The organism is Streptomyces sp. NBC_01314 (genome assembly GCF_041435215.1).
Classification (GTDB): domain Bacteria; phylum Actinomycetota; class Actinomycetes; order Streptomycetales; family Streptomycetaceae; genus Streptomyces.
The window spans coordinates 2,836,373-2,851,553 of the sequence record NZ_CP108394.1; the positions used below are offsets into that span (position 1 = coordinate 2,836,373).

12 protein-coding genes and 1 pseudogene are annotated in these 15,181 nt (G+C 73.5%); 5 read left to right on the top strand and 8 right to left on the bottom strand.

Features of this window, described 5'->3' with window-relative positions:
• The first annotated feature begins 87 nt into the window (after window positions 1-87).
• Together treY and OG622_RS12480 are read left to right on the top strand one after the other, a co-directional pair.
• Window positions 88-2,415 (top strand): malto-oligosyltrehalose synthase, encoded by a 2,328-nt coding sequence (treY, locus tag OG622_RS12475; protein ID WP_371575769.1) that lies wholly within the window; start codon window positions 88-90, stop codon window positions 2,413-2,415.
• A gap of 141 nt (window positions 2,416-2,556) precedes the next feature.
• A pseudogene (locus tag OG622_RS12480) lies at window positions 2,557-2,778 on the top strand (3-hydroxyacyl-CoA dehydrogenase); the annotation flags it as partial.
• 34 nt (window positions 2,779-2,812) lie between these two features.
• Here the strand turns inward: OG622_RS12480 and OG622_RS12485 are convergent.
• The 3 genes from OG622_RS12485 to OG622_RS12495 form a co-directional block, all read right to left on the bottom strand.
• Window positions 2,813-3,220, bottom strand: coding sequence for an SSI family serine proteinase inhibitor (locus OG622_RS12485; RefSeq protein WP_371575771.1), 408 nt, complete (start codon window positions 3,218-3,220; stop codon window positions 2,813-2,815).
• Window positions 3,217-4,581: a M14 family zinc carboxypeptidase gene (locus OG622_RS12490; protein ID WP_371575773.1), complete on the bottom strand. Its 1,365-nt coding sequence runs from the start codon at window positions 4,579-4,581 to the stop codon at window positions 3,217-3,219. Before OG622_RS12490 ends, OG622_RS12485 begins: the two co-directional genes overlap by 4 nt.
• Window positions 4,582-4,734: 153 nt before the next feature.
• Window positions 4,735-5,286, bottom strand: a complete 552-nt coding sequence (locus OG622_RS12495; RefSeq protein WP_371575775.1) for an FHA domain-containing protein — start codon at window positions 5,284-5,286, stop codon at window positions 4,735-4,737.
• A 242-nt stretch (window positions 5,287-5,528) separates the two neighbouring features.
• Here OG622_RS12495 and treZ point away from each other — a divergent pair, with 242 nt between their 5' ends.
• Complete coding sequence (gene treZ / locus OG622_RS12500; RefSeq protein ID WP_371575777.1) at window positions 5,529-7,274, top strand: malto-oligosyltrehalose trehalohydrolase; 1,746 nt, start codon at window positions 5,529-5,531, stop codon at window positions 7,272-7,274.
• Window positions 7,275-7,374: 100 nt separating this feature from the next.
• Here treZ and OG622_RS12505 read toward each other — a convergent pair whose 3' ends face one another.
• Together OG622_RS12505 and OG622_RS12510 are read right to left on the bottom strand one after the other, a co-directional pair.
• On the bottom strand, window positions 7,375-8,316 hold the full coding sequence (locus OG622_RS12505; RefSeq protein ID WP_371575779.1) for an aminoglycoside phosphotransferase family protein: 942 nt from the start codon (window positions 8,314-8,316) through the stop codon (window positions 7,375-7,377).
• A 48-nt stretch (window positions 8,317-8,364) separates the two neighbouring features.
• Window positions 8,365-9,525 carry an aminopeptidase P family protein gene (locus OG622_RS12510; RefSeq protein WP_371575781.1) on the bottom strand — a complete coding sequence of 387 codons (1,161 nt, stop codon included), beginning with the start codon at window positions 9,523-9,525 and terminating at the stop codon, window positions 8,365-8,367.
• 209 nt (window positions 9,526-9,734) lie between these two features.
• Here OG622_RS12510 and OG622_RS12515 point away from each other — a divergent pair, with 209 nt between their 5' ends.
• Entirely contained in the window at window positions 9,735-10,490 is a 756-nt protein-coding gene (locus OG622_RS12515) for a phosphodiesterase (RefSeq protein WP_371575783.1), read from the top strand.
• Between the two features lie 25 nt (window positions 10,491-10,515).
• Here OG622_RS12515 and OG622_RS12520 read toward each other — a convergent pair whose 3' ends face one another.
• Entirely contained in the window at window positions 10,516-11,139 is a 624-nt protein-coding gene (locus OG622_RS12520; RefSeq protein ID WP_371575785.1) for a PDZ domain-containing protein, read from the bottom strand.
• A 76-nt stretch (window positions 11,140-11,215) separates the two neighbouring features.
• Complete coding sequence (locus tag OG622_RS12525; RefSeq protein WP_371575787.1) at window positions 11,216-12,100, bottom strand: LysR family transcriptional regulator; 885 nt, start codon at window positions 12,098-12,100, stop codon at window positions 11,216-11,218.
• Between the two features lie 97 nt (window positions 12,101-12,197).
• On the opposite strand from OG622_RS12525, the gene OG622_RS12530 reads away from it, so the two are divergent.
• On the top strand, window positions 12,198-12,962 hold the full coding sequence (locus OG622_RS12530) for a hypothetical protein (protein WP_371575789.1): 765 nt from the start codon (window positions 12,198-12,200) through the stop codon (window positions 12,960-12,962).
• Here the strand turns inward: OG622_RS12530 and cyc2 are convergent.
• Window positions 12,950-15,157 carry a germacradienol/geosmin synthase Cyc2 gene (cyc2, locus tag OG622_RS12535; protein ID WP_371575791.1) on the bottom strand — a complete coding sequence of 736 codons (2,208 nt, stop codon included), beginning with the start codon at window positions 15,155-15,157 and terminating at the stop codon, window positions 12,950-12,952. The two genes, OG622_RS12530 and cyc2, sit on opposite strands and share 13 nt — an antisense overlap.
• Window positions 15,158-15,181 lie beyond the last annotated feature (24 nt).

A 15,181-nucleotide genomic window follows, 5' to 3' on the forward strand; every position in this document is an offset into this window, starting at 1 on the left:
GCGCGAACAGCCCCGCGCCCCTCGATACCCACGCGTCCTCGCGTGTCAGGGTGCTCCAAATGTCCTGGGGCGGGTACGTAGGACTGCATGACCTCTGTCGTGCCTGCCGCCACCTATCGGGTTCAGCTTCAGCCCGACTTCCCCTTCTCCGCCGCCTCGGCCGCCGTGCCGTACATCGCCTCCCTCGGTGTCTCGCATCTCCACCTCTCCCCCGTGCTGGAGGCCGTGCCGGGGTCCGCGCACGGCTACGACGTGGTCGACCACGGGCGGGTGCGGGGGGAACTCGGGGGTGAGGAGGGGCTGCGGGCGCTGGCCCGTACCGCGCGGGCCCACGGCCTTGGTCTCGTCGTGGACATCGTGCCCAACCACATGGCCATGGCGCCCCGGCACAACCGGGCACTGTGGGAGGTGTTGCGGGAGGGCCCGGAGTCGGCGTACGCGCGGTGGTTCGACATCGACTGGGAGGCGCAGGGCGGGCGGGTGCTGCTGCCGGTGCTCGGGGGGCCGCTGGGGGAGGAGATCGAGCAGTTCGTGGTGGACGGGCGGGAGCTGCGCTACTACGACCACGCCTTCCCACTGCGGGAAGGCACCGAGAAGCTGCCGTTGCCGCAGCTGCTGGACGCGCAGTGGTATCGGCCGGTGTGGTGGCGGCTGGCCCGGACGGAGCTGAACTACCGCCGGTTCTTCAGTATTTCGGAGCTGATCGGGGTGCGGGTCGAGGAACCGGAGGTCTTCGACGCGACCCACGCGAAGATCCTTCAGCTGCTGGAGGAGGGTGTCGTCGACGGGCTGCGCGTCGACCATCCCGACGGGCTCGCCGATCCCGACGCCTATCTGCGACGGCTGCACGGGGCGACCGGTGGGCGGTGGACCGTCGTCGAGAAGATCCTGGCCGACGGGGAGGCGCTGCCGGCGGCCTGGCCGGTGGCGGGGACCACCGGCTACGACGCGCTGCGCCACATCGACGGGCTCTTCACGGATCCGGCGGGGGCGGGCGAGCTGCTGGGGCAGTACCGGCGGTTCACGGCCGCGCAGACCGACCGGGGCGGCGACTGGGAGTCCACCGTGCGGCGGGCCGCGTACCGGGTGCTCACGCACGAGCTGGTCGCCGAGGTGGAACGGCTCACCCGGGTGGCGCACCGGTTGTGCGAGCGCTCCCCCGACCTGGCCCTGCGCGACCAGGCGCCGTGGGCGCTGCGCACCGCGCTGTGCGAGCTGCTCGCGCGCATGGAGGTGTACCGGCCGTACCCCTCCCAGGACGCCTCCCTCGTCGTCACCGAGGAGGCCGCGGCCGAGGCGCGCGCGATGTTCGTGGTGCCCGAGGAGGCCCGGTCGGTGGATGCCGTACGGGATCTGGTGCTGGGCCGGGTGGGCGAGGGGGCGGAGCACGCGGAGTTCCGGGCGCGGTTCGCGCAGACCTCGTCGGCGCTGCGGGCGAAGTCGGTGGAGGACACGGCGTTCTACCGCTATGTGCCGTTGCTGTCGGCGAACGAGGTGGGGGGCGACCCGGGAAGCCCGGCCGTGTCGGCGGAGGACTTCCACGCCTACTGCGCCCGGGTGCAGCGCGACTGGCCGACCACGGGGACCGTGCTGTCGACGCACGACACCAAGCGCAGCGCGGATGTGCGGGCGGCGATCGCGGTGCTCGGGGAGTGCCCTCAGCGGTGGGCCGATGTGCTGGCGGAGGTGACGCGGGACGGCGCCGGTGCACCGGATCCGCAGCTGGCGTGGGCGGCCTGGCAGACGGCGTTCGGGCTCGGCCCCGCGGACGGGGAGCGGCTGCGGGGTGCCCTGCTGAAGCATGTGCGGGAGGCGGGGCTGCACACCTCCTGGACCGAACAGAACCCGGCGTACGAGCGGGCGGTGGCGGACTTCGTCGCGCGGGGACCCGCCGTGGACACCCGGGTCGCGGCGCTGCGGGAGGCCCTGGAGCCCCATGTGCGGGCGAACGGGCTCGGTGCTGCGCTGGTGCAGCTGACCATGCCGGGGGTGCCGGACGTCTACCAGGGGACGGAGGGCGAGTACCGGGCGCTGGTGGACCCGGACAACCGGCGGCCGTTCGCGCCGCGGGAGGGGGATTCCGACAAGTTCCGGCTCACCGCGGCCGCGCTGCGGTTGCGCGGGCGGCGGCCCGAGGTGTTCGGGGACGCGGCGACGTACGCGCCGCTGTCGGCGGACGGGCCCGGGGCCGGGCACTGTGTGGCCTTCGCACGGTCCGGGGAGGTGGTCACGGCGGTGACGCGGTTGTCGCTGCGGCTGGCGGAGGCCGGGGGCTGGGGGGACACACGGCTGACGCTGCCGAAGGGCCGGTGGGCCGATGTGGTCGGCGGGGGGCGTGAGTTCACGGGCGGCGTGCGGGTGGCGGAGCTCTTCGAGACGCTGCCGGTCGCGCTGCTGGAGCGGGTCGGCGCGTGACGGAGACTCCCCTGCCGGGTGGCGGAAGACGCGCCACCGGTGGCCCGGTCAGCGGTAGCTCCCGTGCTGGGTGACGGTCGATGCGACCGGGCGCCCCGGTATTGGCTGCTTGCCAAGAAGTGCGCACAAGGTCGAATTGGTGTGGACGCGTTCGGGCGTCGGCTTCCTCTGCGGGCCGCGGCGATGCTGTCGCGGGTGCTGAAGGAGGCCGACGACCCGGCGGCGCCGCATCTCGAAGGGGTGGTCTCCGACTGGTGCGAGTCCTTTGGTGAGCGGTTTCGTGCGCGATGGGTGCCGGTCGGTGATCAGGTGGAGCACCAGGTGCGTACGGTGCTGGCGGCCGCGTCGTGTGCGGGGGGGCGGTGTGGGGTCCTGAGCGCCTACCGGGGCGCCGCGGTCAGCTCGACAGGGCGAAGACCGAACCCGTTCTGGCCGTCATCACGCAAGGGTTCGCGAAGGTCTGTTCGTAGGCGACCTGATGGCCGTTCCACTGGCCTTCCGCGGTGGCTCGGACCGGGGCGTAGATCTCGGTGCAGATGGCGTTCCGGTGGGGGATGCGGGTGATGTCGCCGTCGGTCCGGCGGAGTTCCGCGCAGGCCTGGGTGGCTCGGCCGTGGCCCTGCGGCGGGTCGCAGAGGAGCAGGGTGCCGCGGGTGTCGGAGGAGCGGGCGTCGCCGCGGGTGAGGGAGACGTAGAGCCAGTCGCCCTGGACGGCGGTCGCCCGGACGGGGGCCGAGGCGCCGATGGTGAGGAGGGCGAGTGCGGCGAGCAGGCCGGCGCGGACCGCGCGGGTGGGGTTCGTCATTCCCGGTGCATCGGCACGGCGGGCTCGGAACTCCATTCCGGCTCACCCGAATGGGAGGGGCGCGGGCGCCCGGCCGCCAGTTCGAACGCGGCGAGGACCACGCGGGCCTGGTACTCCACCTGGCGGGCGACGGGGATCCAGCGCGCCCCGTAGCCGTCACGGTAGTCGGCGCACCCCTCGTCGATGAGCCGGTCCAGCTCGGGCAGCGCGCCGGCCGGGTCGCGTCCGGCGCGGGTCACCAGCTGGTGCAGCAGCCCGGCGGTGCGCAGGGCGACCCGGCGGCCGGAGATGGCGAGGGTGGTGAGCCGGGCGGTGTCGAGCGGGGGCAGCGGCCGGGCGGCGCCGTCGTGGACGTCGGGGTCCCAGGAGTCGGCGAGGCCCGGCCCGACCAGTAGATAGTCGTCGACCGGGGCGAGGAACCGGGCGGCGTCGGGTCCGCCGCTCACCGAGGGGCGGACGCGGGCGAGGATGCCCTCCAGGAGCCGGGTGTCGCGGCGCAGGGCGCGGCTGACGGTGCGCAGCACCGCGTCGGCGTCGGGCGACGGGGAGGCGTCCTCGACGGCGGTCACCCCCCACATGGGTGCCTCGACGACGGCGGTGACCGTGCCATGGCGGTGCGGGTGGTACCAGGTGGACTCGACGGCGGCCTCGGTGATGGCGGCGGCCAGGTCGCCCCGGCGCGGGGGCGGGATGCGGTAGACGGCGGGGCCGAGGCGGGGCCAGTACAGGGTGTCGTAGGGGCTCAGCTCGCGCGGGATGCCGAGGCGGGCGGCGGCGCACGCGACGCGCCGGTCGAGGCCGGGCAGTTCGCGGGTCAGCTCGACGAAGCCGCCGCCGACGTCGACGCCGTGCAGCGAGCACTGGAGGAAGGGCCGCAGTTCGTCCTGGAGGTCGAGCAGGGCGCGCGTCTCCGGCAGGACGGCGCCGGCGGCGCCGTCGGGCAGCCACTCGGGCTGCTCCAGGAAGCCGGGGCGGAAGAAGTGCCGGAAGTGGTGGCCGAGGGTGTAGGGGCCGGACAGCCAGCCCTCGTTGCGGCGGGAGCCGTCGGGGTCGAGGCTCAGCAGCAGGTTCCAGGTGATGTCGGCGGCGTCGCTCAACCGGGGGTCGGCCAGGGCCCGTTCGGCGAGCCGGAGGGCGGTGGCTCCGCCCACGGGCTCATTGGCGTGCGGGCCGGCGACGATCAGGGTGTGGCGGCTGCCCCGTCCGACGGACAGCAGCCACATCGGTGTGCCCGCCCGTGAGGTGCCCACGCGGCGCAGCCGGGCGCGGTGCGGATGTCGGTCGACGAGCGTCACGGCGCGGGCGGACAACTCGTCCACGGTCGGATAGCGGAGGAGTGGCGGCAGGGCACACACCTCCACGGATGCGGCGTCGTCGGGTCACCTGGTGTGCATGGTGTAAGCACAGTCAGTCATGGCCGAGAACGCACGTCAACACCCTGGATCGGAAGGGAAGTTGACAAACTCGCTGCGTAAATCCCAGGCCAGAGCTTCGTCAGGGGATCGGTCGGAAGGTCATTCCGAGGAGAGACGGAAGTTCATGCGGCCGAAACTCACCTGATCGCCGTCGCGGACGACGGCCGCGCCGATCACCCGACGGCCGTTGACCGTGGTGCCGTTGGTGGAGCCGAGGTCGCGCAGGATCCATATGCCGCCCTGCCGGCTCAGCTCGGCGTGCACCCGGGAGACCGTCTCGTGGCTGAGCCGGAGGCCGCTGCCGGGGTCGCGGCCGATACGCAGCGCGTGATCGCTCCCCGGGTGCGGCAGCTGGAGTTTGGGGAGCCGCTCGGCCTGCCAGGCCCTGCGCAGCTTCACGCCGAAGCCGGAGACCGCCCCGACGCTGCCCAGCACCAGCCGGGACCAGCGCTTCTCGGCGGGCAGGTCGGCGGTGAGCGCGGCGAGTTCGTCGGAGCGGCGGGCGGTGAGGGCCAGCTCCATGCGCCGGATGAACGTGTCGTGCGACAGACGGCCCAGTGCGACGCCGTCACGGAGCGCCCTCAGCGCGCGGTCGCGCTCGGCGTCCGACAGCCGCGCGGGGTAAGTGTGGAACTCGAAGGACGACGTCACGCAGGTGATTGTCGGTCAGGGGGCCCGGAGGTGTCCAGACAGGCCGTAAACGGTGACGATCCCCGGACATGCCTGACGGGCGGTGCGACTCGCGGGGCGAAAGCGGCGATCCGACCGCGCGGAGATCTCGTTTGCCGCACGATGGACGACAAGCGGTTCCGGGGGCGTGTCCGTGCTTTCCCGGAGCGGCTTGCCCCCTGACTACCCAGGATCATGACCGGCAGCCGAGGGAGAACCGTTCCGTGCAGTTCGAGGTGTGGGCACCGCAGGCCGACCGTTCGACGCTCCACCGCGCGGGTGAGACGCACGCGATGGAGCGCGATCCGGAGCGGCCGGGGTGGTGGACCGTCGACGCGAAGGCGTCGGACGGCACGCGCTACGGCTTCGCCGTCGACGACGGCCCGGTCCGGCCCGACCCGCGCTCACGCCGGCAGCCGGACGGCCCCGACGGGCTCAGCGCGGTCGTCGACCACGGCCGGTACGCGTGGCGCGCGCCGTGGTCCGGGCGCGGGCTGCCGGGCGCCGTGCTCTACGAGCTGCACGTCGGCACGTACACGCCCGAGGGCACGCTGGACGCGGCCGCCGGGCGCCTCGGCCATCTCGTCGAACTGGGCGTCACCCACGTGCAGTTGATGCCGCTGTGCCCGTTCCCCGGGACGAACGGCTGGGGTTACGAGGGCGTCTCGCTGTGGGCCGTGCACGAGCCGTACGGCGGCCCCGAGGCGCTGAAGCGGTTCGTGGACGCGGCGCACGGACTGGGCCTGGGGGTCGTGCTCGACGTCGTGCACAACCATCTGGGCCCCTCCGGCAACTACCTGCCCGTCTTCGGCCCGTACTTCACCGAGCGGCACCACACGCCCTGGGGCGCGGCCGTCAACCTGGACGCGCCCGGCTCGGACGAGGTGCGGGCGTACTTCCTGGGCAGCGCGCTCGCCTGGCTGCGCGACTACCGCCTGGACGGTCTGCGGCTGGACGCGGTGCACGCGCTCAAGGACACCCGCGCCCTGCACTTCCTGGAGGAACTGTCGACGGCCGTGGACACGCTCGCCGACGAGGTGGCCCGGCCGCTGTTCCTGATCGCCGAGTCGGACCTGAACGACCCGCGCCTGGTCACCCCGCGCGCGCAGGGCGGGCTCGGCCTGCACGCCCAGTGGAACGACGACTTCCACCACACCCTGCACACCACCCTGACCGGCGAATCGCAGGGCTACTACGAGGACTTCGCGCGGGCCGGCCTGGCGGGTCTGGCCAAGACCCTGACGGGCGGCTACTTCCACGACGGCACGTACTCGTCCTTCCGGGAGCGCCGCCACGGCCGCCCCCTGGACCGTACGAGCGTCTCCGCGCACCGGCTGCTGGGCTACACCCAGACCCACGACCAGGTGGGCAACCGCGCCCAGGGGGACCGCCTCGCCGCCTCCCTCTCCCCCGGCCTGCTGGCCTGCGCGGCCGCGCTGACGCTCGCCGGGCCCTTCACTCCGATGCTCTTCATGGGCGAGGAATGGGCCGCTTCCACGCCCTGGCAGTTCTTCACGGACCACACCGATCCGGAACTCGCGGAGGCGGTACGGCGGGGGCGGCGCCGGGAGTTCGCGGCGCACGGGTGGGCCGAGGAGGACGTCCCCGACCCCCAGGACCCGGCGACCCGCGACCGCTCCTGCCTCGACTGGTCCGAGCCGGCGCGTGCGCCCCACGCCCGGACGCTGGCCTGGTACCGCACCCTCATCACCCTCCGCCGCACCTTTCCCGACCTCTCCGACCCCGACCTGTCCGACGTCAAGGTCGCGTTCGACGAGGAGGCGCGGTGGTTCGGCTTCCGGCGCGGGGATGTGCGCGTGGCGCTGAACCTCGGCGAGGAGTCGGCCGCGATCCCGGTCGGCGTCCCGCACGCGCGGGTGCTGGCGGCCTGGGACCCGGTGGAGGCGCCGGGGGCGGACGGAGTGCTGACGCTGGGCGGGGAGTCGTGCGTGGTGCTGACGGTGGCGTGAGGGGGCACCCGGTGGCTGGGGCCGGACGGGGGCGGGAGGGGCGCAGCCCCGAGCTGTTGGGCACCCGAGCCCCGAGCTGTCGGGCGCCCGACGAATACCCTCAGTCCTCGCCCCGCAGATCCGTCACCCTCTCCAGCAGAATCGCCTCCCACGTGCGCCGCAGCCGGTGCCGGAGCACCGGGAGCGGGGCGGCGGACCGGCCCCGCAAGCCCTCCGCGAGGCCGATGACCGTGTCGCAGCGGGCCAGCCAGAGGCCGCGCAGACAGGGGCGGGCGCCGTACCCCGCGAGGGTGGCCGCACGGACGGCGGCCGGCGAACCGACGGCCGCGGCGAGACCGGCGATGTCCTCGGCGGGGTCACCGATGACAGCGTCGGTCCAGTCGAGGACGCCACGGACCCGGCCGTCCGCGCTCACCACGAGGTGGTCGCCCGTCAGCCCGTGGTGGACCAGCACCGCGCCCGGCGCCGTCAGCTGCGCGGCACTCGCGGACGTCAGCTGCCCGAGCCGCCCCGCGTCGAACTCGTCGGCCTTGGCGAGGAGCCGCGCCGCACGCCCCGCCGCCGCACACAGCGCCTCCAGCGAGCGCGGGGCCAGCCGCGGTACCCCGAGCGGCTCGGCCTGCCGCAGCGGCACCTCGCGCAGCCCCGTCAGGAGCGCCGCCAGATCGGCCTCGCCCACCGCGGACACGTCGTGCCCCTCCGCCGTACCGCCCGGCAGCCTCGTGTCGAGCGTGTACGTGAGGTTGCCGGACCACTCACCGTGCGCGACGCTCACCGGGACGGCAACGCCGATGTGCGGACGGACCACGTCCCGCAGCCGCAGCTCGCGCTTCTGCCGTCCGACGGCGTGCCGGTCGGACGTGAGGCGCAGCACATGGCGGGTACCGACCCACCAGGTGTAGTGCGCGTCGTCCCCGGCGACGGGCCGCACCTCGGGTCCGTCGCCGCCCTCACCGCCGCCGCGCCGACCCTCCCCGTTCCTCAACAGGGAACGGACCAGTCGGCGGACGCTGTCCGCGGTGGGTGTCGGTGCCTGGGTCATGGTCGCGCCGTCGTCCGGGGGTTCAGATCAGCGAGGGTACGCGGTCGGTCACTCGACCACCGCCATCTCGCGCGCGGTGTTGTTGAGGCGTCGGCCGCCGTCCTCGGTCACGGTCACGATGTCCTCGATCCGTACGCCGAAACGGCCCGGCAGATAGACACCGGGTTCGACCGAGAAGCACATGCCGGGCACGAGGGGCCGCTCCTCCCCCTCGATCATGTACGGCGGTTCGTGGGTGGTGACGCCGATGCCGTGCCCGGTGCGGTGGATGAAGCGGTCCCCGAACCCGGCGTCGGCGATGACCGCGCGGGCGGCCCGGTCCACGTCCTGGCAGGCAGCGCCCGGCCGTACCGCACGGAACCCCGCCTCCTGGGCGGCCCGCACGAGGTCGTGCACCTCGCGCTCCTCGGCGGTCGGTTCGCCGACGTGGACCGTGCGGGAGGTGTCGGAGCCGTAGCCGTCCTTGAGGCCGCCGAAGTCGAGGACGACCATGTCGCCGTGGCGGATGACGCGGTCGCCGGCCTCGTGGTGCGGGTTGGCGCCGTTCGGGCCCGACGCGACGATGGTGAAGTCGACCTGGGAGTGCCCGAACCGGCGCAGCAGCCCCGCGAGATCGGCCGCGACCTCCGCCTCCCGGCGCCCGGCGAAGGACACCTGCCGGATCTCCTCGTAGGCCCGGTCGGCGGCCGCACCCGCCGCGGCCATCCGCCGCAGTTCGGCCGCGTCCTTCACCGCCCGCAGCATGGGCAGGGTCTCGGTGAGCGCCACGTACGTCGTCCCGGGCAGCCGCCGCTGCAGGCCGAGCAGGTGCAGCGCCCACGCGTTGTCGCTGACGCCGAAACGGCCGCGCGGGCCGAGGACGGAGACGGCCGCCTCGTACGGGTCCTTGCCGTCGGTCCAGTCGCGGAGGGTGAGCGCGGGGCCGCCGGGTGCCCCGGCGGCGTCCGGGGCCTCCAGCGTGGGGACCACCAGCACCGGGTCCTCGCCGTCGCGCAGCACCAGCGTCGTCAGCCGCTCGGTCTCCGGCGGCCGGTGCCCCGTCAGCCACACCAGGTCCGGGCCGGGCGCGACCAGCAGCCCGTCGAGTCCGGCGTCCGCGGCGGCCCGCGCCGCGCGCCGCATCCGGGCCCGGTAGTCGTCGGCGGTGAAGGGCGCGGGCGGGGCCTCGGTCGTGACGGTCGCGGGCCCGTCGCTGGGCGTACCGGTCATCCATGCCTCCGTCTGCTCGGAGTTCCCTGGGTCCACGGGCAGCATCCTGCCCCTCCACCGTGGCGCACGCGAGCCGATTGCGTCGTCGCGTCAACTGTCGAGCCGTCGCGCGACTCCCACTAATGCTTGAGAGTTGCCCATCCGTTAACGCTAATGCTTGTATGCGACTGTTCCATTAGGCACGCACCGCCCCTAGGAGGCGTACGACGATGCTCGTACTCGCGCACATCAGCGATCTGCATCTGGACGGGAGCGACCGGGCGACCCGGCGGGCGGAGCGGGTACGGGATCTGCTGTGGGGGCTGCCGGGGCGGGTGGACGCGCTGCTGGTGACCGGGGACATCGCGGACCACGGCACGGAGGCCGAGTACGAGGAGGCGGCGCGCATCCTGGGGCTGCGGGAGGGCGGGGCCCCCTTCCCTGTGCTCACCTGCCCGGGCAACCACGACAGCCGGGCGCCCTACCGCAAGGCGCTGCTCGGGGAGCCGCCCTCCGACGGGCCGGTCAACAGCGCGCACGTCTTCACCACCGCGGCCGTGCTGATGTGCGACTCCAGCATCCCGGGCCGGGACGAGGGCGAGCTGGACGCGCAGACGTACGTCTGGATCGAGGAGACCCTCGACGGGCTGGACGGCGAACGGCCGGTGCTGCTCGCCTTCCATCACCCGCCGGTGGCCCTCCACCATCCCCTGCCGGACGCGTACCGGCTGGGCCGGCCTTCGAAACTGGACCGGCTGCTCGGGCGTCGGCCGGAGATCGCGGGGATCATCACCGGACACGCCCACACCCCTGCCGCGACCACGTTCGCCGGGCGCCCACTGGTCGTCGGTCCCGGGGTCACCTGGACACTGCGGCTGCCCTGGGAGGGCGACCCGGTCGCGGACCGGGAGGCGCCGCCCGGTTTCGCCTTCCATGTGCTGGACGACGAGGGACGGCTGACGAGCCACTTCCGGGTGGCCGTATAGGGGCGCCCGGGGCGGAAAGGGCGCGTCAGGTGACGACTCCCGGTACGGCCACCAGGTACTGACGGGCGCCGTTGGCGTGGCGCACGACGAGCCGCAGCGCCGCTCCGGGGCGGGCGGCACCGATCACCCGCGCGAGGTCGGCCGCCGTGCCGGTCCGGGTTCCGCCCAGGGCCAGGATCACGTCGCCGCGGACCAGGCCCGCGGTGTAACCGGCGCCGGGGACGTGGACACCGGACACGAGCGCGCCTCGGCTCCGGGCGTCTCCAGCGGCGTCGACGACTTCGACACCCAGGGCGGGGTGTGCGGACGCCAAGGTCGCGGAAACCGAACTGCCCTTCCCCGAAGAGGACTTGGGGGAGCCCGACCGCGACTGGCCGCCGACCGGCCGGGCGGAAACCTCCGGCCCGACCGGCGCCCCGTCCCGCAGCTCAGCGAGTCCGCTCATGCCGATCACCGTGGTGCCCATCGTGCCGAGCCCTACGCCCGACAGGACGAGGACCGCGCAGGCGACCAGGGCGAACAGCAGGGTGATCAGGCGTTGCCCGCCACTGCGGGGTGCGGCGTGCGGGCGCCGGGCGGTGCCGGACGGGCGGCCGTCACCGGACTCCTGGCCCGGCAGGGGCTTGGGTCGCAACGCGGTCTGTTCCATGGTGTCGCCTCCGGCCGGACACCTACCCGGCGCACCACGGCGCGACGAGCCACGAAAGAGTGAGACTGACGCTCCGTCACATCGGCCCCCGCACCGGCTCCGGCCCGGTCAGCTCCCGCACCAGGGCCGCTGCCGCTCCGCCGGGTGTGCCGCCGTGGACGATCTCCGTGCGGTGCACGAGGCGCGGTTCGACCAGGGGGACGGCGACCGCGCCGGGGACGTCGGCGGCGAAGCCTCGGGGCAGGAGGGTCAGGCCGTGTCCGGCGGCGGCGAGGGCCGTGAGCGTGCGCAGGTCGGTGCCCTCGTAGCGCAGGGCGGTGCGGACGCCGCCGGTACCGCTCGCGGTGCGGAGCCGGTCCAGCGGGAGGCCCGCGCCGGGCGCGTCGAGCCAGCGGGCGTCGACGAGGTCGGCGAGGCGGAGCCCGGGGCGGCGGGCGAGGGGGTGGCCGGCGGGGAGGAGCACGCAGACGGGTTCCTCCCCGATGCCCCGGGTGGTCAGGGGTGCCACGTCGGGGAGCCGGAGGGGGTCGCTGGGTGCGGCGAGCCCGTCGACCAGGCCCAGGTCCGCGGCGCCCGTGGCGACGGCCGCCGGGATCTCGTCGCGGGCGAGGGTCCGCAGGGTCACGCCCGCGGCGGGCAGCGCGGCGATCGTACGGGGGCCGAGCGCCGTCGGGGTCGCCGCGAGCGTCAGCCCGTGCTCGGGTGCCGCCGCCATCCGTACGACGTCGGCACGGGCCGCCTCCAGGCGCAGCAGCAGGGGCCCGGCGTGTTCGAGGAGCCGCTCGCCCGCGACCGTGGGGGCGACGGGGCGCCGGGTCAGCAGCGCGGCGCCCAGGTCCTGCTCCAGCGCGGCGATGTGCTGGGACACCGCGGACTGGGTGTAGCCCAACGCGCGGGCCGCCTCGGAGAAGGAGGCGAGCCGGGCCACGGTGACGTACGTACGCAGCAGATGGGGATCCATGACCGACAGGATCGCGCACCGTCCATCAGCAATGCTTATCGAGCATGCGGAAATCATCGTTGGACGTGAAGTCGAGGTCGCGCCCAGGATGACGGGCATGACGCAGCACGCGGCTCAGCCCGCCTCTTCCCTCTCCGCCCGGTCCGCACGGCTGGCGATCGTCGGCGACCGTTCCCCCGACGTCGTCTCGCACAGCCGGATCCCGCTCCTCCTCGACGCCCTCGCCGGGCGCGACCGGCTCGTCCTCGACGCGTACTGGATCCCCTCCGGGGACGCCGCCGCCGACGCGGGGGCCGTGCGGGGCTTCGACGCGGTGTGGGTGGTGCCGGGCAGCCCGTACCGCAGCGAGGCCGGGGTGCTCTCCGCGATCCGGACCGCGCGGGAGGAGGGCATCCCGTTCCTGGGCACGTGCGGCGGCTTCCAGCACGCGCTGCTGGAGTACGCCCGGCACGAGTGCGGGCTCACCCGGGTCGCGCACGCCGAGACCGAGCCGGACGCCGAGGACTTCCTCATCGAGCCGCTCGCCTGTTCCCTGATCGGACACGAGGCGACGGTCGTGATCGAGCCCGGCTCGCTCGCGCAGTCCGTGATGAACGCCGAGCGGTCGGTCGAGCGGTACTTCTGCGCGTACGGCCCGACCCGTCATCTCGACACCCTGCGCGCGCACGGTCTGCGGTTCTCCGGGCTCGACGAGGACGGGCACGTCCGGATCGCCGAACTGCCCGGCCACCCCTTCTTCCTGGCGACGCTCTTCCAGCCGGAGCTGGCCGGCGACGGCAGCCGTCCGCACCCGGTCGTGCGGGCGTTCGCCCGGGCCGCGGTCGAGCACGCGACCCGGGTGACGGTGGGTCAGCCGATGTGAGCCTGCGCGAAGGACAGGACCGGCGGCCGGTCCGGGACGAAGCCGTGGGCCCGGCGGGCCAGGAACTCGGGCTTGTAGCGGTCGACCCGCTGGTGCCAGTTGAGGATGCCGGACAGCCAGTTCTGCAGGTCGGTCACATAGCCGCCCATGATGGCGCGTGCTTCCTCCGACAGGTCGAAGTCGTCGTAGACGACGGGGAGTTCATGGGCGACGACATGCTCGAACTGCTGCATCCGCTGGGTCATCAGGTCGTGGATCACACCGAGCGCGGTCGGGTAGTCGCAGCCGAAGAAGTTCTGCACGACGAGGATCGCGTTGTGGACCTCGCCCTCGTACTCGATCTCCTTCTGGTACGAGAAGACGTCGTTGATGAGGCACGCGTAGTCGATCGCCGCGTTCTCCAGTGAGCGGACGGGGCCGCTGCGGTAGACCTCGTCCGGAACCTGCGGTCCGTGGCCCATCCGGCACAGGCTGAGGGTCATGTCGGAGCCGAAGGTGGCGCGCCGCATCTCCAGGTAGTCGACCGGGTCGGGGACGCGGTTCTGGATCTGGTTGAACAGCTCCCACACCCAGCTCTCGGTCATCTTGTCGACGGACGCCTTCAGACCGCGTCGTTCGTCGGGGGTCATCCCCGCCGTCGTCCGTGCCCAGAGGTCGAGGAGGCCCCGTTCCATGCCGTTCCCCGGGACGGGGACCTGCTCCCCCTCGACGGGCATGCAGTCGGAGAGGCGTGCCGTGGTCAGGCGCGCGGCGGCGAGGTCGCGGCGGTGACCGAAGACGAGGGGGTAGTAGTCGTCGCCGTAGGTGCCCCAGGCCAGCCAGGCGGAACTGAGGTCGAGTTGCTCGGGTGTCGCGTCAGGGTCGAGGCCGGCCGAGCAGAGCGGGAGGTCGGCGGCGGCGAGCCTCTCCTCGTCCCAGACGCCCTCGCTCAGCATGCCCATCGCGTGCATCCAGTCGGTGAGGCGGGGGCGGGCGGCGTCCAGGTGCGGGCAGAGTTCCACCTTGAACGGCATGTAGAAATCGGGGAGTCGGGAGGGCCCCACCTTCTGGTACGGCACATGCGTGTGGGCGCGCAGCCGTTCCGCCGCGGCGGTCGCGAACAGCGCCCCGATGTCGGCGGCGGACGTGCCGAACCCGGGCCGGGCGGCCAGGGCCGGGCCGGTGAGGACCGCGCCGCCGAGGTCGAGCGGGCCGCGCGAGGAGGTGGCCCCCTCGTTCATGTAGCGGCTGGAGCGCATGTGCCACTCGTGGCCGCCGGACTGCCAGTCCTGCAGGCCCTTCGTGTACGCCGCGACGGCCGCGAGCTCGTCCGGGGTGAGGCCCTTCTCCAGAGCCAGTCCGGGGACTTCGGTGAGCGCGGTGTTCTCGAACTGGTGCAGCCGGGAGGTGAGGATGTCGTTGACCGTCTCGGCGGCCTGCTGGGTGCCGCAGTCGAAGAAGGTCTCCAGGACGAGCACGCCGTTGCTGTTCTCGCCCTCGTCCTCGACCTCCCGCTGGTACGAGAACAGGTCGTTGCGGAGGTGGACGGCGTCGGAGAACGTCTCCATCAGAACCCTGAGGGGCCTCGACTCCGCGACGGACGGCGGGACTTCGGCGGTGGCGTACTCGACCAGACCGGCCGACCAGGGCGCACCGCCGACCTTGCGGCGCATCTCGATGTACTCGACCGGGTTGGCGATCCGGCCCTCGTTGATGTTGGACAGCTCCCACATCGACTCGTTGAGCAGATGCTCGGTGGCCACGGCGAAACGGCGGCGCCAGTCCATCGACATCGACGGCACCGTACGCGCCCACAGGTCGGCGAGGCCCGCCTCCACCGGGTTCCGCGGCTCCGGCAGGGGGGTCGACAGGTCCAGCGGCATGAAGAGCGGGAGTCGGTCGAGGTGGGCCTTGCCGCCGGGGCGGTCCTGGGAACGCTTGAAGAGCTCCAGGAAGTGGTCGTCGAAGAAGAACACCCACACGTACCAGTCGGTGATGAGCGAGAGCGCCGGACCGTCGCAGTCGGGATGGGTGTACGCGCACAGCAGGCCGTAGTCGTGCGCGTCCAGGTCCGCCTGATCCCATACGCCGGAGCCCTCCAGCATGCCCATCTCCCGCGCCCACTTGGAGGAGTGGGCGCGGGCCTCTTCGAGGTGGGGGTTCAGCCGCGCGGGATACGGCATGTAGAAGTGCGGGAGTACGAACGGCTGCGTCATGGGCGGGGCCCTACCCGTGGCCTC